The sequence below is a fragment of the Ekhidna sp. genome, from assembly GCF_965227465.1.
Lineage (GTDB): Bacteria > Bacteroidota > Bacteroidia > Cytophagales > Cyclobacteriaceae > Ekhidna.
On record NZ_OZ245746.1, the window covers coordinates 3,045,600 to 3,065,184 of the forward strand.

Annotated in this window: 15 protein-coding genes and 1 tRNA gene; 11 read left to right on the top strand and 5 right to left on the bottom strand. The window is 37.7% G+C overall.

Translation table 11 applies throughout. The features are described from left to right. From ACO05G_RS13480 to ACO05G_RS13490, 3 genes are read right to left on the bottom strand one after another with little or no spacing between them, the layout of a single operon-like run. Positions 1–2,376 (bottom strand): GumC family protein, encoded by a 2,376-nt coding sequence (locus ACO05G_RS13480; RefSeq protein ID WP_421763226.1) that lies wholly within the window; start codon positions 2,374–2,376, stop codon positions 1–3. Beyond that, positions 2,376–3,128, bottom strand: a complete 753-nt coding sequence (locus ACO05G_RS13485; RefSeq protein WP_421763227.1) for a polysaccharide biosynthesis/export family protein — start codon at positions 3,126–3,128, stop codon at positions 2,376–2,378. Before ACO05G_RS13485 ends, ACO05G_RS13480 begins: the two co-directional genes overlap by 1 nt. Positions 3,129–3,167: 39 nt before the next feature. Then, entirely contained in the window at positions 3,168–4,277 is a 1,110-nt protein-coding gene (locus tag ACO05G_RS13490) for a glycosyltransferase family 4 protein (protein WP_421763228.1), read from the bottom strand. A gap of 67 nt (positions 4,278–4,344) precedes the next feature. On the opposite strand from ACO05G_RS13490, the gene hflX reads away from it, so the two are divergent. From hflX to ACO05G_RS13540, 10 genes are all read left to right on the top strand, one after another. Further along, positions 4,345–5,469: a GTPase HflX gene (gene hflX, locus ACO05G_RS13495; RefSeq protein ID WP_421763229.1), complete on the top strand. Its 1,125-nt coding sequence runs from the start codon at positions 4,345–4,347 to the stop codon at positions 5,467–5,469. A 27-nt stretch (positions 5,470–5,496) separates the two neighbouring features. After that, positions 5,497–5,568 (top strand) — tRNA-Arg (locus ACO05G_RS13500). A gap of 303 nt (positions 5,569–5,871) precedes the next feature. Continuing rightward, positions 5,872–6,783 carry a DUF4382 domain-containing protein gene (locus tag ACO05G_RS13505; RefSeq protein ID WP_421763230.1) on the top strand — a complete coding sequence of 304 codons (912 nt, stop codon included), beginning with the start codon at positions 5,872–5,874 and terminating at the stop codon, positions 6,781–6,783. A gap of 58 nt (positions 6,784–6,841) precedes the next feature. Then, on the top strand, positions 6,842–9,253 hold the full coding sequence (locus tag ACO05G_RS13510) for a hybrid sensor histidine kinase/response regulator (RefSeq protein WP_421763231.1): 2,412 nt from the start codon (positions 6,842–6,844) through the stop codon (positions 9,251–9,253). Between the two features lie 4 nt (positions 9,254–9,257). Then, positions 9,258–10,616: a sigma-54-dependent transcriptional regulator gene (locus ACO05G_RS13515; RefSeq protein WP_421763232.1), complete on the top strand. Its 1,359-nt coding sequence runs from the start codon at positions 9,258–9,260 to the stop codon at positions 10,614–10,616. 122 nt (positions 10,617–10,738) lie between these two features. Then, positions 10,739–11,242 (top strand): hypothetical protein, encoded by a 504-nt coding sequence (locus ACO05G_RS13520; RefSeq protein ID WP_348281618.1) that lies wholly within the window; start codon positions 10,739–10,741, stop codon positions 11,240–11,242. An 11-nt stretch (positions 11,243–11,253) separates the two neighbouring features. After that, complete coding sequence (locus tag ACO05G_RS13525; protein WP_421763233.1) at positions 11,254–12,159, top strand: hypothetical protein; 906 nt, start codon at positions 11,254–11,256, stop codon at positions 12,157–12,159. 87 nt (positions 12,160–12,246) lie between these two features. Continuing rightward, complete coding sequence (locus tag ACO05G_RS13530) at positions 12,247–12,846, top strand: porin family protein (RefSeq protein WP_421763234.1); 600 nt, start codon at positions 12,247–12,249, stop codon at positions 12,844–12,846. Between the two features lie 117 nt (positions 12,847–12,963). Then, a complete protein-coding gene (locus ACO05G_RS13535) occupies positions 12,964–13,293 on the top strand; it encodes a PadR family transcriptional regulator (protein ID WP_348281615.1) in 330 nt (109 codons plus the stop codon). Further along, on the top strand, positions 13,283–15,919 hold the full coding sequence (locus ACO05G_RS13540) for an ABC transporter permease (protein ID WP_421763235.1): 2,637 nt from the start codon (positions 13,283–13,285) through the stop codon (positions 15,917–15,919). The genes ACO05G_RS13535 and ACO05G_RS13540 overlap by 11 nt, the downstream gene beginning before the upstream one ends. On the opposite strand, the gene ACO05G_RS13545 is transcribed toward ACO05G_RS13540, so the two are convergent. Beyond that, entirely contained in the window at positions 15,920–16,738 is an 819-nt protein-coding gene (locus tag ACO05G_RS13545) for a sterol desaturase family protein (protein ID WP_421763236.1), read from the bottom strand. It lies immediately after the preceding gene. Positions 16,739–16,810: 72 nt separating this feature from the next. Here ACO05G_RS13545 and ACO05G_RS13550 point away from each other — a divergent pair, with 72 nt between their 5' ends. After that, positions 16,811–18,112: a TPR end-of-group domain-containing protein gene (locus tag ACO05G_RS13550; RefSeq protein WP_421763237.1), complete on the top strand. Its 1,302-nt coding sequence runs from the start codon at positions 16,811–16,813 to the stop codon at positions 18,110–18,112. On the opposite strand, the gene asnS is transcribed toward ACO05G_RS13550, so the two are convergent. Next, positions 18,109–19,563, bottom strand: a complete 1,455-nt coding sequence (asnS, locus tag ACO05G_RS13555) for an asparagine--tRNA ligase (protein WP_421763238.1) — start codon at positions 19,561–19,563, stop codon at positions 18,109–18,111. The two genes, ACO05G_RS13550 and asnS, sit on opposite strands and share 4 nt — an antisense overlap. Positions 19,564–19,585 lie beyond the last annotated feature (22 nt).

Sequence of the window (19,585 nt, forward strand, 5' to 3'; positions counted from 1 at the left end):
TTAGAAGAGGTTTTTTAGACTTGAAGCTACTTTCTTTCTTTTTGATTCATCTTCGGTATAGTAGCCGTAACCATAGCCATAGCCATAGCCATAGCCTGGCGTAGAATCTATCGAGTTTAGAATAGTAGTCATTCTAGAAAATTGTCCTGTCGATTTTAAATCGTTGAGAACCTTAATAAAACTACGCTTAGAGTAATCAGCTCGGACTATATACAATTGAATATCGCAGTATTTCATTACTAGTCTGCCGTCTGTTACAAGTCCCACAGGTGGTGTATCCAGGATTACAACATCAAACATTTTATCCAGACCCTTTAGCATTTCCTCAAATTCTGACTGGAGTAAAAGCTCGGAAGGATTCGGAGGGGTTGGGCCAGCTGAAATGAAACTCAGGCCTTCAATAGGGGTTTCTTGGATACTCTCTTTTATTTTACTCTTGCCAGATAAAATAGTACTAACGCCATGTCTACTACTTTCACCGCCAAATGCCAAGTGCACTTTTGGTTTTCGCATGTCAATATCAACTACACAGACTTTCTGGCCGGTCATAGCCATTATGGCCCCTAAATTTGAAGCTACAAACGTCTTTCCCTCACCTGAAATTGTCGACGTTACACTTATAGATTTGGTCCCCTCTCCCTGATGTATGAAGTCCATGTTAGTTCTAATGGTTCTCAGCGCCTCGCTAAGTGAGCTTTTCGAATCCTTTTTCACTACCAATGAGGTTTGGTTCAAAGTCTCTTTATTGTAATGAGGAATCGCGCCCAATATGGGCACATTTACCAATCGTTCTAATTCCCTCACACCGGCTACTTTATTATGGGCCAGATACCGTATTAAAAGAAATACGATACTTAAAACCACTCCTACCATGAAGCCTGCGCCAATTATTAGTACTTTTTGAGGCTTTATTGGGGCATTTGGCAAGGATGCAGGAGACAGAATGACATTTTTTGTTACGGTTCCCGCTCTTGTGATCTCTAATTCCATTTTTGACGTTTGCAATTGAAGCATGAACTCTTCCTGAATATCGTAGACCCTCCTGTTTTTTCCATATTCGGTCCCCATAGCTGGCATTTGAGAAAGATTCCCTTCTAAGATATTTCTCCTTCTATCTACTTGTTTTAGCTGATCCTCTAATGAGTTATCATAAGAAATGAGCAATTCAGAAAGCAGACTTTCAGTTTTTTCGAGTTTTACATCTAATTGTTCAATAACGTAAGAGGTCTCGTTATAGGATGCCAGTTTTAACTCTCTCTCCTGTTGAAGGTCAGAGTAATCAATTATAGACTTTGCTAGAGAGGATGGGAGTTGTTCGAGTAATAATGGATTAACAGCAATTGCATCTTTATTTTTTACCTGCTTTTGGATAAGGTTTAGATCACTCATCTTCTTTCTCAACCCATATCGTTGAGAATCGAGAACTGAAAGTTGCTCAATCGTCCGATTCAGATCTTTACCAAGATCTGTCGTTCTATTTTCGATAGTGAATTCCTCAAAGTAGTCTTCATATTCTGACAACTTCTGTTCAGTAGCATCAATCTGTTTGTCGAGAAAGCTTATTTTTTGCTCAATTGCAGCATTCTTCACTTCACGGGTATAATTCAGATACAATGAATCAATTAAGTCGACCAAATCTCTGGCTTTATACTTATTATGATCCGAATAAGAAACTCTTATTGTTTTTGCATTAAAATTTTCAGGTTGAACCTGAAGGTTACTCTGTAGTCTTTTAACCAGCGCATCACCACTACTAATTATGAAGAAGTACTTATTATCATCAGTAGAGGAGAAGTTTTCGGTTTGCTCAATTAGTAAATTAAAATCATCCGTTTTTATTTCTTCACCAAAAGCATGATTAGAGGTCTTAGATTGCCCGTTGATCCCATAAGTGATTTTGAATGAGTCCTCTGCACCGAATTCAATATCAAAAGGGCGATTATAAAAATCAGTATTCTTAATCTTGTATGAAACAATAAATGGAGAATTCCGATAGCGCTCATCCGTAAGGTATCTCCCATATACATGATACGAAACATCCATTTTGGCAGCTTCGGCAACTCGAGACAAAAAAAGCTGTGATTTGATTAATTCAATCTCTCCGGAAATTTCATTTCTATCTTGGGTGTTTACTAAATCTACCAGCCCAAGTACGTTTGCCTCACTTTGAAAATCAAGTTTTATTACTGATTGTGAGCTATATACAGGTTTTGTGTACCTAACATAAACATACCCAAGAGATGTAGTAAGAATAATGAATGCAATCATCCAGAATTTACTACGCTTAAGAACATACCAAAATCTTTCAAGATCAAAAGATTCCAGAAAATCTGCCTCGTTATCGATCGAATTTAGGGGAAGATGGTTGTTTTCCATTAGAGATTCTGAACTACAACAATTAAAGTTAAGACACTCGAAACAAGACTTAAGGCCGGAGAAACATCTCTCAACGTCTCAAGCCATGGCCTTCTCCAGGGCTCAACATAAATGATATCTCCAGGCGCAACCAACATATTCGTTTGCTTCATTCCACTTATGGTGGAAAGGTTAATTCGAAAAACATCTTCTCCACGGATTAACTTAATATTCTGAGCTTTCGCTCCCATATCAAGACCTTGAGCAGAAGCTAAAACCTCAATGATGCTCGTATTTTCATTAGGTATGGGTACTACCTGACCTCCTGGTGCTCCCAAAACGAATGCCCTTCGATTCGTTATTCTGAGTTTTACAAAAGAACCTTTATATACACTGTCAAATTTTTCGGCAATGATTCTTTCTGCTTCAAATAAGGTATATCCTTCAAGATTTAAATCACCTATCATTGGGAAAGTCACAATTCCATCAGCCTGAATAATGTATTGAAAGCGATCCTTAAATTGACCTTGTTGCTGGCCTGAACCACCAATCATTTCCATATTTGGATCAATCAGTCTTTCACCTTCATTAGTAAAAACATCTAGGAGTAAAGCATCATTAGGTGCAAGCTCGTAGTTACTTTCAACATCATTCGTCACTCTGGATAAATCCTCCATGGTGAAATCATTATCTAAACGGAACATGATATCCTGCTTATAAGCTTTACAACTACTTAAAACGGCGATTAAAACAATTAATACTAAACGGTTCACAGATAAGTGTTTATAAGCCGTAAAAATAGGAGAAATATTCTAGGAGACCTTTATGATTCGATGTATTGCTTCTTCATAAGCATCAACTACCAATTTTTCATCAAAATTCTTCTCAACTAACTCTCGTGAGTTATTCGCAAGATGTTTTTTTTCATCTATACTCAAAGAAAGAAAGAGCTTCATTTTATTAATCAAACTTGATGAGTTTAACGGCTCGAATAAAAACCCGTTATAACCATTCTTAACAACCTCTCTACACCCAGGCACATCTGAAGCTAAGAGTGGCCGTGCATGAGCAGCACCCTCAAGCAAAGTTCGCGGCGTACCCTCCCTATATGATGGCAACACAATTACATCATGTGATTCTATAATGTTAGAAATATTATCTGAATGAGGCTGATATTGAATCCATCCATTGGTAATCCATTGCTTTAATTCTTTTTCATCAATGGACCTGGAGTGATTAGTGTCAAATTTTCCCACCAATGTGAAGGCAACATTTTTGTCATCTTTAAATGCCTTAGCTGCCTCTGCGTATTCCCGTACTCCTTTTTCTATAATTAATCGCGAAATCATCAAAAACTTAGTTTTTGTGTTTTGTGTAAAAGCGAGAGGCTTGAATTGTTCTAAGTTTATTCCTGACCCGGGTATTAGTCCAATTTTATAACTTTCAACTTTAATCTTTGATGTGAATAACTCTCGATCATCACTATTTTGAAAAAAAACATACGACGAAAACTTAAAAGCTTGCCTGTATAGGATCAGCGCCAGTTTCCCGATTAATCCGGTCGTCAAGAAAATTGTTCCCAATCCACTCACATTACAAATAACCTTTGTTGGAGTCCATTTCGATACTAATGATGAATAAATGTTAGGCTTGATCGTATAGGTCAAAGCCAACGCTGGTCGCTCGCTTTTAAAAATTGAATAAATCCTGAGTAGATATTTAAACTCTCTAAAAGGGTTTACACTTGTCCCTTCTAATGGTGTGTCTAACCATTTCACACCCCAAGATTTAATTCGATCGGTATATTCATCTTTTGGGGCAAGAACGATCACCTCATCTCCTTTTGAAAGAAAATGATGAACGAGACCTTTACGAAAATTGTAGATATTCCAGCAAGTATTGGCAACAAAAGCGATCTTCACTGTGTAAAACCTTTTTGAATAGTAAACTTTTGTAAGCTATGCTTAATTAGCAAACTTTGCGAAGAATATGATAGAAACTGCAAAAAAGAACGAAAGAGGTGTATTGGTAGCTGTTGGCTCTAAATCTGAATCGGATGAGAGAATGGAAGAGATGATGGATGAACTCGAGTTTCTCTCCAAAACGCTTCAGATTGAAATTCTTTCCAAATTCACTCAAAAACTAGAGCATCCAGACCCAAGAACGTTTGTAGGGAAAGGAAAATTGGAAGAAATCAAAACCATGTGCGTTGTTGATAAAATTGATGTAGTTGTATTTGATGACGATCTTTCTCCTTCGCAAATAAGAAACCTTGAGAAAGAGCTTAAAGTTAAAATTTACGATCGTAGCTTACTTATCCTTGATATTTTTCTAAAAAGAGCAAAAACCGCTCAAGCAAAAACCCAAGTTGAGCTGGCAAGGTATCAATATTTACTCCCACGACTTACTCGAATGTGGACTCACCTGGAGAGGCAAAGAGGAGGCACAGGAACGCGAGGGGGTGCCGGAGAAAAAGAGATAGAAACAGACAGAAGAATTATTCGTGACCAGATTAATGTCCTAAAGAAAAAGCTGGAAAAAATTGAAAAGCAATCAAATACTCAAAGAAAATCCCGAAGTGGAATTGTTAGAGTAGCCTTGGTTGGTTATACGAATGCCGGAAAGTCAACACTTATGAAAATTCTAAGCAAAGAAAAGGTTTATGCAAAAGATGAACTCTTTGCTACTGTAGACTCTACCGTACGAAAAGTAGTACTTAATAATATTCCTTTCCTTCTTTCAGATACAGTAGGATTTATTAGAAAATTACCTCATTCACTGATTGAATCGTTTAAATCTACTTTAGCTGAAGTAATGGAGGCTGATATTTTACTACATGTTATTGATGCCTCTAACCCATCTCATGAGGACCACATAAAGGTCGTTGATGAAACACTTTCGGAAATTGGCGCGAATGATATCACAACAATTAAAGTTTTCAATAAAATCGATAAGAATGAAGAACCGGTTTCAAAAAACGGGAAAGGTTTGTCAGCCCAAATAAGTGCAAAAACCGGCCGGGGTGTTCCAGAAATAAAAGAACTTCTCTTTACCGAGGTAAAAAAAGTACACATGCGTATATACCCTAACTATATGCAACAAGAGGTTTATTAAGTTTTTTAAATTTGCCACTTCCAGCTTGGCCCTGTAGTTCAATGGATAGAATAGAAGTTTCCTAAACTTTTGATACAGGTTCGATTCCTGTCAGGGCTACTAAGAATAGGTGGAATTTCTAAACTGTAGATGTGGGCAGGTTCTTTGTGGTGATTCTTATCCGCTAGAGGCAAATTCTTGAACTTGTTTTAGACGACAGTCTTTAAAACTTTCATTTCATCACACCCGATTTCCTCTCATTTTTATAATCACTTTCCCACATTGAGAATAGGCGCTAGTTTCCTATCGATACTTTTCGATCATTCATCCACAGAATCAGGGTTTTCATCTCCATATGACCTATTGGCATAGGCTTAGCACTAAGCTGTATGAAATTAATGTTGAACAAAAATCTATTCGAAAATGAAAAAGTTAAGTATAACATCTAAATTATTAAGCATAGCCCTTTTAACAGGACTGTTTGCGTGTGGAGACGGAAGTGCTGAAGTATCATCCAATGGTAAATCTAGTGTGGCAATAACCGATGCTGCCGTTGATGCTGAAAACGTAAATAAGGTTATGCTGTCTGTGAGTGAAGTGAGAGCTACAGCGAATGGAGAGACTAAAACAATGGCATCTTTTGATACCCCAAAAGAATTTAACCTTATGGCATATCAAAATGGTGAAACCTATTTTATAGGTGAAGGAGACCTTGAAGCCGGGACCTATTCAGATATCAGATTCATTATTTCAGGAGCTACAGACTCTTATATTGAAATGAAAGATGGAACAAAAGAAAGTCTGGAAATTCCGAGTGGAACAACATCAGGATATAAGGTTAATGGAACCTTCGATGTAGCTGCTAATACGACTACTAATATTGTTGCTGATGTAGATTTAAGAAAAGCACTTGTCTTTACAGGTAACAATACATTTAAGTTAAGACCTACTGCGAGACTTGTGGTAGCTGAAACTACAGGAGTAATTAAAGGTTCTGTTGAAGGACAGTCAAACAACTCTGAAAGATTAGTGGTCTATGCATATAATAAAGGAACATTTTCAGCGTCAGAAGAAGCTGAACCAGCTGAAGGTAGTACCAGATATGAAGGGTCAGTCAATTCAGCAGTGGTTGCTGAAGACGGATCGTACACTCTTGCCTTTATGGAAGAGGGTGATTATGAAATCATTGTAGCTTCTTATTCAAATACCGACAATGATGAAGATCTTGAATTTGAAGGCAGAGTTGAAACTGACTTGATAATTGACGGATCGCTGTTAAACACCGTAAGTGTGAGTGCAGACGCTACAGTGACTGCAAACATCATGTTGAAATAATCAAAAATTATGAAGGGGGCTTTGCCCCCTTTTTTAGTTACCACAAACCTTACCACCTTTGAAGAAAAAAACATCTTTGAAGAGAAGTAGATTCCCTTATATTTTAGGAACATCGCTATTGGTATTGACCATTGGTGCATCGCTTCTGGGCTTTTTTGCGTACTCCAATTTAAACGACATCATTGGTACCCTTGAAGATGAAGCCAAGCCACATGTCAACCTGCTACTTTTCAATGACATAAAATTAGAATTGCAAGAGATTGATCATTCGATGGAGAGGTATGTGTATACCAGCCAGCAATCTCACATGTCAAAATTTCGAAACAGCATTGAATCTGCTATTCAAATTCTGGATACACTCAAGAATAAAAATGTTGACCAAGAAATTCTAAATTCTGTCGACTCTTTAAGAAACCTTATCCTCACAAAAGGCACCATTCTGACACAGGTAGCCAATCTCGATTATGAATCGATGGAAGCCGCCTTTGCAAATCTTAAAGACCAGCTAAATGAAATTCAAACCAAACAGGTTTTAGAAGACACTGTAATGCGTAAAAAGAGAGGCTTTTTACAACGGCTTTTCGGAAAGAAAGAACCGCAAGTTGTCTCCGACACCTTAGATATTTACGGATCTGCAGAATATAAAGAATTAGTTAACAGTCAATTGGACTCTATTGCCAGAAGGTCACAACAAAAAGCCTATACGCAGAAGTTGAAAGAATTGACGCTGCAACAGGACCATCAAGACATTCAGAAGGAGATTTCCTCGCTTATCAGTACAATGGAGAAATGGGAACTACGAAAAATCAGGGAGCAATCCGCTGATGCAAGCGGTATCGCCAAGTACACGAGTAAATATGTGACAATGTTCAGTGTGGTTGTTCCGGTACTCTTATTAATAACACTGACTGTACTCATCATTTATATTATTCGGACAAAAAAGCATCAGGAAATTCTTCAATCCGGAAGAAAAAACGCTTTAAAACTGGCTAAGGAAAAAGAGCAGTTTCTTGCAAACATGAGCCATGAAATTAGAACTCCGATGAATGCCATTAATGGATTTGCTAAAATTCTTTTGAAAGGAGACCTAAACAAAGAACAACATGATTACGTGCGGATCATTGGGCAATCAACCGACCATCTCACGCATATCCTTAATGATGTACTTGACTTCTCCAAACTTCAGAGCGGTAAGATAAAGTTGGAACAGAAGCCTTTTAAATTGGTAGAATTAGTAAAAGATACAGCTAAACTTTTAGCTGATAAAGCTGAAGAAAAAAGCTTAAAGATTAAATGCAATACAAATGAGTTACCGAAGGTAGTAATTGGGGATCCTTATAGATTAAGGCAAATACTACTCAATCTCATTTCAAACAGCATCAAATTTACTGATAGAGGAGAGGTTACAATTAAGGCTACTGTTGGGAAGAAAACGAAAAATGGAATCGTTAATGTGATTTTTGAAATAATTGATACCGGCATTGGCATCCCGCTAAATAGGCAAAAAACTATTTTTGATGAGTTTGAGCAGGTAAATAGAGATGATAAGAGAGAGGGAACTGGCCTTGGACTTTCAATCACCAAGAAATTAGTAACTATTCACAGGGGTAAAATAAAACTTGAAAGTGTAGAGGGAGAGGGAACGAAGTTTACTGTAAACATTCCATATGGCACTGCTGATGCAACAATGCTACCATCTAAAGATTTAGCGCAAGAAATCAAGCTCAAGAACATGCATATCTTGATTGCTGATGATGAATCATTCAATAGAAAACTATTAGAAGCAATTTTCATGGAGCATGAAATCTCCTACGATTTCGCAGAAAATGGTGAAGAAGCATTTGAACTAATGAGTAAAACACAATACGATGTAGTTCTTATGGATTTTAGAATGCCGCACTTAAATGGCCCTGAAGTGGCAGAAAAAATCAGAAACATTGGAAAATTAAATGTTGATACCCCAATAATTGGGTTGACAGCCACCGTTTCTGATCAGGATATGAAAATGGCAAAAAATTCAGGCATTGATCATGTCCTAAGGAAGCCATTTGATACGCAAGAGTTACTCGAAATCATTAAAGAATATCACACAACAACTGGAAGTAAACAAGTTTATAAAAAACAGGATTATAATAAAGAAAACATGTATGATTTATCGGCACTTTCAAAAATGGGAGATGAAGATTTCGTAAGAGATATGATTGAAACATTTATATCGAGCACTACTGAAAATCTAAAAGAACTTGAACAGCACTATCAAAATGAGGACTGGCGAAATATCGGTGAAGTACTGCACAAAATCATTGCACCTGCCAGGCATCTAAAAGCAAATGATCTGGTCGCTCGACTTAAAAAGAATGAAATATCTGCAAGAGAGGGTAACTCTATCTCGTTAGACGAGTACGAAACCATCAAATCTTCTACCCTTAAACTTGTTAATTCACTTCAATTAGATTTACAAAAAAACTAGATATATGAACGAGAAGTCATTTAAAATTTTTGTTGTTGAAGATGACGAATGGTATAGGAAACTACTTGTTCACACCCTAAGCTTAAACCCTGACCATAATGTAAAAGCTTTCGCCGACGGTGAGTCCATGCTTCAGGAGTTAAAAGAAAAACCACAGCTTGTCACCCTTGACTTCAGACTTCCTGATTATACAGGAGCTGAATTATTTGATAAAATCAAAGCAATTAATCCTGCTATCGAGGTAATTATCATCTCAGAACAACAAGACATAGAAACGGCCATTAATCTTTTAAAAAAAGGTGCCTATGACTACCTCACTAAAACCGATGACATAAGAGATCGTCTAATACATGTTCTGAATAAGCTTGGGAAGAATAAAAAATTAGAAGCTCGCGTAGAAACACTTCAAAAAGAAGTTGAAAAGAAATATGAATTTCAAAACAATATAATTGGTCAAAGTGCGGGCATTAAGCGAATTTTTCGACTGATTGAAAAAGCCATCAATACCAATATAACTGTAATGATCACCGGAGAAACCGGAACAGGTAAAGAAGTGGTTGCAAAATCCATTCATTATAATGGAAAGCAGAAAACAAAACCATTTGTGCCTGTAAATATGAGTGCTATCCCAAAGGATTTAGTAGAAAGTGAATTGTTTGGCCATGAAAAGGGATCTTTTACAGGAGCCACCGGAAAACACATTGGAAAATTTGAACAAGCCGATGGAGGCACATTATTCCTGGATGAGATTGGTGAAATGGATGTATCTCTTCAAGCTAAGTTATTAAGAGCACTTCAGGAAAAAGAGATTTCTCGAGTTGGGGGATCGTCTCCTATTAAAATTGATTGCAGAGTAATTGTAGCCACTCATAGAAATCTGCAGCAAGAAGTTAAAAATGGGAATTTCAGGGAAGATTTATATTATCGACTTTTCGGACTTCCAATAGAACTTCCACCATTAAGGGAAAGAGACAAAGATGTTATCATTTTGGCAAAACACTTTGCAGAAGAATTTGCGAAAGAAAATCAACAAGATGCCAAATCCTTTTCTCAAGATGCTCTAAGGAAATTGATGAACTATTCTTTTCCCGGAAACATAAGAGAGCTAAAATCCATAGTAGAGTTAGCAATGGTTATGGCTGATAGTCATGAGATAGTGCCTGATGATATCACTTTCGCTCAAAAAGATGTAATAGCTGATGTCTTGACAGAAGAAATGAGTATGCGTGACTATCAGATGCGCATCATTCACCTTTACCTTAAAAGATATGATGACGACATCAAGCTGGTAGCCGATAAACTTGATATCGGGCAGTCAACTATCTACAGGTTACTTAAAGAAGAAAAGGAATCCTCTCAGTAAGATGCATTTTCTCATTTTGAGAAAATCGCTTAAGTATTAGATTATTTAAATGTCTGATTATCAATATTTTATGATGAGGGCATAAGAATTGAACTTATAGTCGTAAAGAAAATCAAACGACTATGAAACCATATAAATTTTTAGCGACTATTCTAATAAGTTTATTCTTTGTCGCTCCCTTAACCGCACAACAGCTTAAAACAGGTACATCTTATAAAACTGCCATTGGTGTTCGTGGGCTTGGGACTTCAGGATTAACTATCAAACACTTCACACATTCCAATAAAGCGATTGAAGGTATAATTGGATTTTATCCAAATGCTTTTTCGGCAACTCTATTGGTCGAACGATATGCGCCTGCATTTAATGAACCAGGCCTGAATTGGTATTACGGTATAGGTGGTCACATAGCTACGCAATCTGATGTAGTTCGCAATGATGGTCTTTACCGTAGAGAAACATCCGAATTCGGACTTGGAATAGATGGGATTTTTGGTATCGAATATAAAATTCAAGAAGTGCCTATCGCTATGAGCCTGGACTTTAAGCCATTTTTTGAAGTAGATACAGATGGCGATGCTTTCATAGCGTTGGATCCGGGACTAGGAATTAAAGTAACATTTTAAAAAATACGATCATGAAAAAACAAACTAAAAATATACTCGCGGTGGTGATAGGCCTTGTCTTCACTGTAGCACTTGCTGTAGTGTTCATCTCCATACAAGAGGAGAAGAAGGAATTGACCGTTCAGTCCAAACAATTGGAAGAAGAACTTCAGGAACGTGATTCCGCTTACAATGAGATTATTGATATCATGTACACGGTTGAAAGCAGGATAGAGAAAATTAAGCAAAGAGAAAACCTACTTACAGATGTGAGTGGATCAAACGATTTTACCCCAGCTGATAAGAAGCAAATGGTCAAAGATATGACAATGATTGATAGCCTAATTGTAGAGACTAATGAGACTGTATCTCGTTTGGTAGCAAAGCTTGACAATGCAAATATTAATCTTAATTCATTTAAGAATCGTGTTAACCAGCTTGCCAGAGAATTGGATGATCGAAAAAAATCAATTGCTTTATTAAGAGAAGAGTTACAAGAAAAAGAAGTTGAAATTGCTGAATTGTCAACAGACATTAAGTCCTTGGAATATCAAGTAGATATTCAAGAAGAGACCATTGATACTCAAATGACTAAAATCACCATGCAGCAAGATCAAATGAGTAAAGCCTTTTTTGCTATTGGGACTGAAAAGTCACTCCTGGAAGATGGTCTTGTCAATAAAGAAGGTGGATTCCTATGGTTTGGAAAAACAAATGAACTAGATCCAGATGCTGCCAGGGAAAAATTTAGCGAGATAGACATAAGAACTACCAATAGACTTATTGTCGACGCAGAAAAAGTGGATCTTATCACGGAGCATCCATCAGATTCATATGAAATCGTGAAAGATGGAGAAGTGATTAAGTATATAGATATCAAGAACCCGGAAAAATTCTGGGAGATTTCAAGATATCTGGTTGTAGCTGTAAAAAGCTAGGATCGGTTATGGGTTGTGGTGACTCAAGGGCTCACGTCCTGTGGGCCCTTCTTTTTAAGAATTGAAGGAATAAAAACAATCAAGATTATGAAAACTAAAGCAATATTATTAAGTGTATTACTATTAATGTCTGGACTTTCAATGGCTCAAAGAAGTGGTCTGAAAGGTGGAGCAAACTTTGCCAATCTTTATGTTGACGATGTGAGTGATGAAAACATGAAGTTGGGACTCAATCTTGGACTCTGGCATCAGTCAGCTAATGGAGCATTTCAAACTGAGCTTACCTATTCAAACAAAGGAGCTGAAATTATTTATGATGGTGCCCTGGGAAGCGGTAAATACCGATACAATCTAAACTATCTGGAGGTTCCTGTTCTTTTCGTTGGTCACATAGGAGATTTTAATTTACATCTTGGACCATATATAGGGTTCTTGGTTGGCGTAAACATTAAAGACGTTGACTCAAACGGAAATGTGAATGGAGTAGCTCAATTGGACAGAGATGATTTTAATACACTTGACTATGGACTATCAGGTGGTGCCGCATTTGATTTTGATGCCAGCCAGATAGGATTAAGATATAATTATGGATTACGTGAAATAGGCAAGTCAGGATCTTTCGCTGGTGAAGCAGCTAACAATGCGAAGAATTCAGTTTTGCAATTATATGTGGCATTTGATTTCTAAGACTTGTTTTATTCCACGATAGAAAAGCCTGCTTATTTTGTGAGTGGGCTTTTTTGTTTAGATACATTTGTTATACCATTAGGAAACTAATTGCTTATTGCTTCGTATTATCCATTCATGAAGCATACTCAGTTAGGTGAATTTGAAGAGCTTGTTTTGCTCATTGTGGGCTCACTAGATCAAAATGCCTATAGCATTAGCATTAAAAATGAGTTGAAAGAAAAAACAAAAAGAAATCCCAGTATTGGGGCATTGCATTCAGCGCTAAATCGATTAGAAAAAAAGGGGTTTATATCCTCTCATGAAGGAGGAGCTACTACCGAAAGAGGCGGTAGGAGAAAACGATTTTACGAAATAACGCCTTATGGACGCAAAGTCTTAGATCAGTCTTTTGAACTCAGGTCATCTCTTTACCACACGTTACCTAAAACTAGTTATGCAGGGTAATAATTCAAGGCCACCAAAATGGCCAGATAGGTTTCTTGGCTGGTTTTGCCACGAAGAACAACTTGAAATACTCAGAGGTGATGTATATGAATTGTACGAAGAACGCATTCGTGAGTCAAAAAAATGGAAAGCAGATGTATTTTTCTTATTCGATATTCTTGGATTATGTAGACCCTTCGCTTTTCGCCAAAGAAGACAAAACTCAAATCAAATTGCCATGTTGAAAAACTACCTAAAGATCACGTACCGAAATTTCACAAAACAAAAGGTTTATTCCGCCTTGAATGTTAGCGGTCTGGCCATTGGAATTGCATGTGCCATTCTTATTCTTATGTATATCAGTGACGAACTTAGCTATGATAAATTTCATAGTAAATCCACAAGGACCTACCGTGTTCTTGAAAAATTTGAGAGTGAGGGGATCGGTGAACACTCAGCCTCTCTCCCATTTCCCTCAGGTCCGGCATTAAAAAATGATTTTGAAAGGCAGGTAGAGCACGTCGTTCGTTTCTTTAATTTTCAATCCCCCTCATTAGCCTTAGCGAATAAGGCTGCAGAAAAAGGATTTAATGAGTCCAATATCTTCTTTGCTGATTCTACTTTTTTTGATGTATTCGATTTTAAGCTCATTAGTGGGGATAGAAATACTGCATTGGACGAGCCTAATTCAATCGTCATTACGAATTCTATGGAACAAAAATATTTCAATGGAGAAGACCCCATGGGTAAGACTTTGGAGTTTCAGGGAAATCAAAACCTGCTGATAACCGGCGTAATGGAGGATACTCCGAAAAATGCCCATTTTCAAATTGATTTTGTTGTCTCTTTTTCCACTTTGAAACAAAATTTTGGTGGAGGATATCCAACAACCTGGTATTGGAATCCTTGTTGGACCTATATAGTGCTGGAAGAAAATACGATAAAAGGAGATTTTGAATCACAATTTCCAGCGTTTGTACAAAAGTATTTTCCCGATTTTATAAAAGATGATATCACCCTGCAACTTCAGCCGATAGAAAAAATCCATTTGCACAGTAAGCTTGACTATGAAATTGCAGCTAATAGCGACATCAAAAATGTTTACATATTTGGAATGGTAGCAGTATTTGTTTTACTCATAGCTTCCATCAATTTCATCAATCTAAGCACAGCAAGAGCCAATAAGCGCGCTAAAGAAGTTGGGGTACGAAAATCACTAGGTAGCGCCAAATCTCAGTTAATCAATCAATTTATAATTGAATCAGTCCTCCTCACTTATGTTTCATTGATTGTAGCAGTACTCATTGTAGCGATGGTTTTGCCTGCTTTCAATCAGCTTACCGAAAAATCAGTAGATCTAACCATTCTGTTAGAGCCGGTATTCTTTTTAGGATTAGTAGTAGCTGGATTAATAATTGGTTTTCTATCCGGATTTTATCCAGCGTTTGTATTGTCTTCATTCAAGACAGTTTCCGTTTTGAAAAACCACCATTTGAAAACCAGTGGATTGACTTTCCGAAGAATTCTTGTTACTTCTCAATTTTCAATCTCTATCATACTCATAATCGGAACCTTTATTGTATTAAATCAGCTTGATTTTCTTCAAAATAAAGATGCCGGATTCAATGATGAGAATATAGTCATGGTGCCTGTTATACAATCCCCGATGGGAAGTCATTATGAGAATTTCAAAACTTCCGCATTACAAAGTCGACATATTAAATCCATGACAGCTGTGGAAGAAATTGTAGGCGCCAAATTTCAGGTCGGAAACTATCAATTTGAGGGAATGGAGCAATCAAAACCTTTTCCTCGATTTAATGTCAGGCATGATTTCATATCTACCATGAACATTCCACTAGCTGCAGGAAGAGCCTATGATCAAACCATTCAAACCGATGATTCTCTTGCATTAGTAATTAATGAGACATTGGCGAAAAGTATGGGTTGGAGTGCCGAAGAGGCTGTGGGGAAGCGTTTTAAGTTTAGGGATGAATTTAAAGGTAAAATTGTTGGGGTTGTTGAAGACTACAATTTTGCTTCAAAACATCATCCAATAGCTCCACTTGTAATCACATTAAACTCTCGCCCCGGAGCTTTCAATTTATTTATAAAATATGTTGCCGTAAAAATAGATGGCAATCAACTACAAACCGCGCTTCAAGACCTAGAGAAAGCCTGGATCTCTGTTTTACCTGATCGTCCGTTCGACTTTTTCTTTCTAGACGATCGATTAAATGATTCCTATAAGTCCGAACAGAAACTCAGCAGTATTACTCTGGTGTTTTCGCTTCTGGCTATTCTGGTTGCTTGTCTCGGTCTTTTCGGTTTAGCGACGTTCAGTGTAGAGCAGCGTACAAAAGAAATCGGTGTGCGGAAAGTATTAGGCATAAGTACTTCTCAGATTATGATGCTTCTTTCAAGGGAATTCATGATGTTGATTATAGTGGCTTTTTTGATCGCTATCCCTTTGTCCTACTATTTTCTCAATGAATGGTTAAATGGGTTTGCTTTCAGAATAAATATTCAGGTTTGGCCATTTATACTAGCAGGAGCAATTACTTTCATAATTTCTGTCTCGACCGTAGCATATCATGCCATGAGAGCCTCTTATATAAACCCGGTAGAAACACTAAAATACGAATGATTAGTAGTCCGTTTTGATCGACTTATTCAGCGGAAGTCCCAATTGGTAACCAATGTTTTCATCTTTGGATTCATCAGTCACATCAAGTCCATATTTAATCTTTCTTGGGTCGTCATAAACAAAGGTTCCAAAGACACGATCCCAAATTGAGAAGATGTTGCCAAAATTGGTATCGGTCCAGGGTCGTTCAAAATGATGATGAAACTTATGGACATTCGGAGTGATGAAAATGTAGCTCAGAGGTTTATCCAGCCATTTAGGTAAAATAATGTTGGCGTGAGAAAAGTAGGTGAAGAAGATCGTGCAGATTCGATAAAAAACATAGAAAGAAACCGGAATACCAAAGAGAATGACAGTTCCAATCGCAAAACATTCACGAAGTAAGTAATCCCCAGGATGATGTCTGGTTCCGGTGGTCGCATCTACCTTGGTGTCACTGTGATGGACCATGTGAAATTTCCACATCCACTTGACACGATGGAGCATGTAATGAACCACATACTGGGCTATGAAATCAAGAGCCATGACGGCTATTAAAAGCTCTACGAAAAATGGTAATTCGACCATTTGAAGAAGTCCAATGTTAGATTCGCTTATCCAGAAAAAAACTCCAATCGTTGCTATTCCTACAAGTACGTTGATGATCAAAGAGAACAGAAGAAATACCAAATTGGTACCATCGTGCTTCCATTTTGAATATTCATGTCGAACAAGTGGAATCGCACCTTCCAAAATCCAAACAAAAAGCAAACATGCAACAACCCAAAGTAATTTTTGGATCGCTGGTAAATCTTCAAATAGCCCAATAAAATCCTCCATACTAGTAAAAATACACTAAGGACTTTTCGTTTAAAAATTCGGGGTTATAATCAAACCTATTGTTTTAAGTGCATGAAATCAATCATGTTAGTCATCTCAAGTCTAATGAGTATTGGCATTCTTGCTCAATTACCAGGTGAGGTAGTTGATACTGTTGTTTGTAACAATGACAAATCTCAGTCATATGCACTCTACCTACCGTCAAATTACACGACAGAAAAAAAATGGCCAATCGTCTATTTTTTTGAACCTGCTGCCAGAGGTTCATTACCTGTCAGGCTCTATTCGGAAGTTGCGGAAGAATTGGGTTATATATTGGCCTGCACGTACAACTCGCGAAATGGAAGCTATGACAATAGCTTTAAAGCCGCTGACGCACTTTTCCTAGATACTGAGCAAAAGCTTTCAATTGATTATTACAAAATCATTCTGAGTGGTTTTTCCGGCGGATCAAGGCTGGCCTTATCCATTGCGGTTATATCTAATGCAGCAAGTGGCGTCATTGGTGTAGGTGCTGCACAACCAGCTGTTCCTGCTTATATGGTATTGGAAAAAAAAGAATTTAAATATGCCGGCCTGGTAGGTGCCAGAGACATGAACTATGTGGAACATAAAACATTCAGGTCTCAAATGAATGCGATGCAAATGGATAACCTTTTGCTCATTAGTAACTTCGGACATAAATGGGCAGATCCAAAAGATTTTAGAGCAGCCTTACTTTGGATGCAAGGAGATTCACTTCAATTTCAAGAGGCCATAAAAGATAAAATCATTAGTCAAGGAGACTCCATTCCGCTATCTGACGTTATCGACTTGAACAATCTCATCAAAGGAGAGAATTTTGTTTCTACCAATGCTAAAACTTCAAAGAAAACATTGAAGGAGGAGCAAAAACTTATCAGAAAAGAGTTGTTGCTTAAAAAGATCATTTCTGATTCCATTAACTATGCATTCGATCTTAGCAGTTTGAATAACCCCAGCATCAGATGGGTAAGTAGAAGAGCTGAGAAACTTAAGAACCAGCGGGACAAATCAGACAACATCCCGGAAAAAATGATGATTGACCGGCTGCTTAACTTTATAAGTGCTGCATGTTATGAAACTGCTCTTCAAATGAAATCACAGGGATTTACAAAAAAAGCATTGGTCGGTATCACCATATGGGAAACAGTAACAGGTTTTGAGATTTACGGGCATTGGCTTAAGGCGCGAATATATGCGGTGGAAAAAGATACTGACCAGGCACTTAACCATTTAAAAATTGCTTTAGCATCAGGAAAAATCAAAAAAACATCTGTTTTTCTAGAGCCTGATTTTGAGGGCCTTCATGATGACCCTCGATTCAAGCAATTAATTGAAAACTCATTTGATTAAAATTCGCAATTTCCTGGAGTACGTGGAAATGGGATTACATCTCTGATGTTACCCATGCCTGTCACAAATTGGATCATGCGTTCAAAACCAAGTCCATACCCACTATGAGGAACGGTACCAAACCTCCGTGTATCCAGGTACCATGAAAGCTCATCTTTAGGAATATTCATTTCATCCATTCGCGCCTCCAGATTGGCCTGCCGCTCTTCCCGCTGCGACCCTCCCACTATTTCACCTATCCCCGGAAAGAGAACATCCATAGCAGCTACAGTCTTATTATCATCATTCTGGCGCATATAGAATGCTTTGATTCCTTTTGGATAATTATACAGAATAACCGGCTTCTTAAAGTGCTTTTCAACAAGAAACCGTTCATGCTCAGACTGTAGGTCTGCGCCCCATTCCTCTATTAGAAACTGAAATTTCTTTTTTTGATTTGGTTTAGATCTCTTTAAAATCTCAATTGCATCTGTATAAGAAACGCGTTCAAAATCATTTTCAGCGACAAATTTCAGCCGCTCTAACAATGACATTTCACTTCGCTGATTCTGAGGTTTCGTTTTCTCCTCATCTTCGGCTCGTTTATTTAAGAAAGCAAGATCATCCTGACAGTGATCAAGCGCATGCTTAACTACATATCGAAGCATTTCCTCAGCAAGGTCCATGGTATCATCCAGGTCATAAAAGGCCATTTCAGGTTCTACCATCCAGAATTCTGCTAAATGTCTCGTCGTGTTACTGTTTTCTGCTCGGAATGTAGGACCGAAAGTATAAATCTCAGAAACTGCTAAAGCCGCCAACTCGCCTTCAAGTTGACCGGATACCGTCAAGTTGGTTTCCTTTTCAAAAAAATCTTTTTTGTAGTCTACTTCACCATCCTCCCTTTTGGGTACATTATTGAGATCAAGTGTTGTAACCCTGAATGTCTCGCCGGCTCCCTCAGCATCTGATGCTGTTAAAATTGGAGTGTGCAAATTCAAAAAGCCTTTTTCATGAAAGAATGTATGAAGTGCATAAGCCATCTCATGACGTACACGCAGTATTGCTCCGAATGTATTTGTCCTTGGCCTTAGGTGAGCGATATCTCTTAGGAACTCTAATGAATGCCTTTTGGGCTGTAATGGATACTCATCTGGGTGAGCTTCTCCTAAAACCTCGACTTTTTCAACTAAAAGCTCAACGGACTGACCTGCCCCCTGAGATTCTGCTAATTTTCCAAAAACAGAAATACTGGATCCGGTTGTGATTTTTCTTAGCAACTCTTCTTCAACATTTGGCACATCGAGCACCAATTGTAAGTTGTTGATGGTAGAACCGTCATTCAGCGCTACAAAGGCAATATTTTTGCTTTCACGCTTTGTTCGTACCCAACCTTTTACACATAATTCTTCCCCAGATTTTCCTTCGTTAAGAATTTGCCTGATTTTTGTTCTTCTATTTTTGTCCACCATCGTTAAATATTTGCGCGGCAAA

Coding starts and splice junctions, on each gene's coding strand:
- ACO05G_RS13480 (WP_421763226.1), bottom strand. CDS start 2,376: ATGGAAAACAACCATCTTCCCCTAAATTCGATCGATAACGAGGCAGAT.
- ACO05G_RS13545 (WP_421763236.1), bottom strand. CDS start 16,738: ATGGAGGATTTTATTGGGCTATTTGAAGATTTACCAGCGATCCAAAAA.
- ACO05G_RS13535 (WP_348281615.1), top strand. CDS start 12,964: ATGAAGCATACTCAGTTAGGTGAATTTGAAGAGCTTGTTTTGCTCATT.
- ACO05G_RS13520 (WP_348281618.1), top strand. CDS start 10,739: ATGAAACCATATAAATTTTTAGCGACTATTCTAATAAGTTTATTCTTT.
- ACO05G_RS13540 (WP_421763235.1), top strand. CDS start 13,283: ATGCAGGGTAATAATTCAAGGCCACCAAAATGGCCAGATAGGTTTCTT.
- ACO05G_RS13515 (WP_421763232.1), top strand. CDS start 9,258: ATGAACGAGAAGTCATTTAAAATTTTTGTTGTTGAAGATGACGAATGG.
- ACO05G_RS13525 (WP_421763233.1), top strand. CDS start 11,254: ATGAAAAAACAAACTAAAAATATACTCGCGGTGGTGATAGGCCTTGTC.
- asnS (WP_421763238.1), bottom strand. CDS start 19,563: ATGGTGGACAAAAATAGAAGAACAAAAATCAGGCAAATTCTTAACGAA.
- ACO05G_RS13530 (WP_421763234.1), top strand. CDS start 12,247: ATGAAAACTAAAGCAATATTATTAAGTGTATTACTATTAATGTCTGGA.
- ACO05G_RS13505 (WP_421763230.1), top strand. CDS start 5,872: ATGAAAAAGTTAAGTATAACATCTAAATTATTAAGCATAGCCCTTTTA.
- ACO05G_RS13550 (WP_421763237.1), top strand. CDS start 16,811: ATGAAATCAATCATGTTAGTCATCTCAAGTCTAATGAGTATTGGCATT.
- hflX (WP_421763229.1), top strand. CDS start 4,345: ATGATAGAAACTGCAAAAAAGAACGAAAGAGGTGTATTGGTAGCTGTT.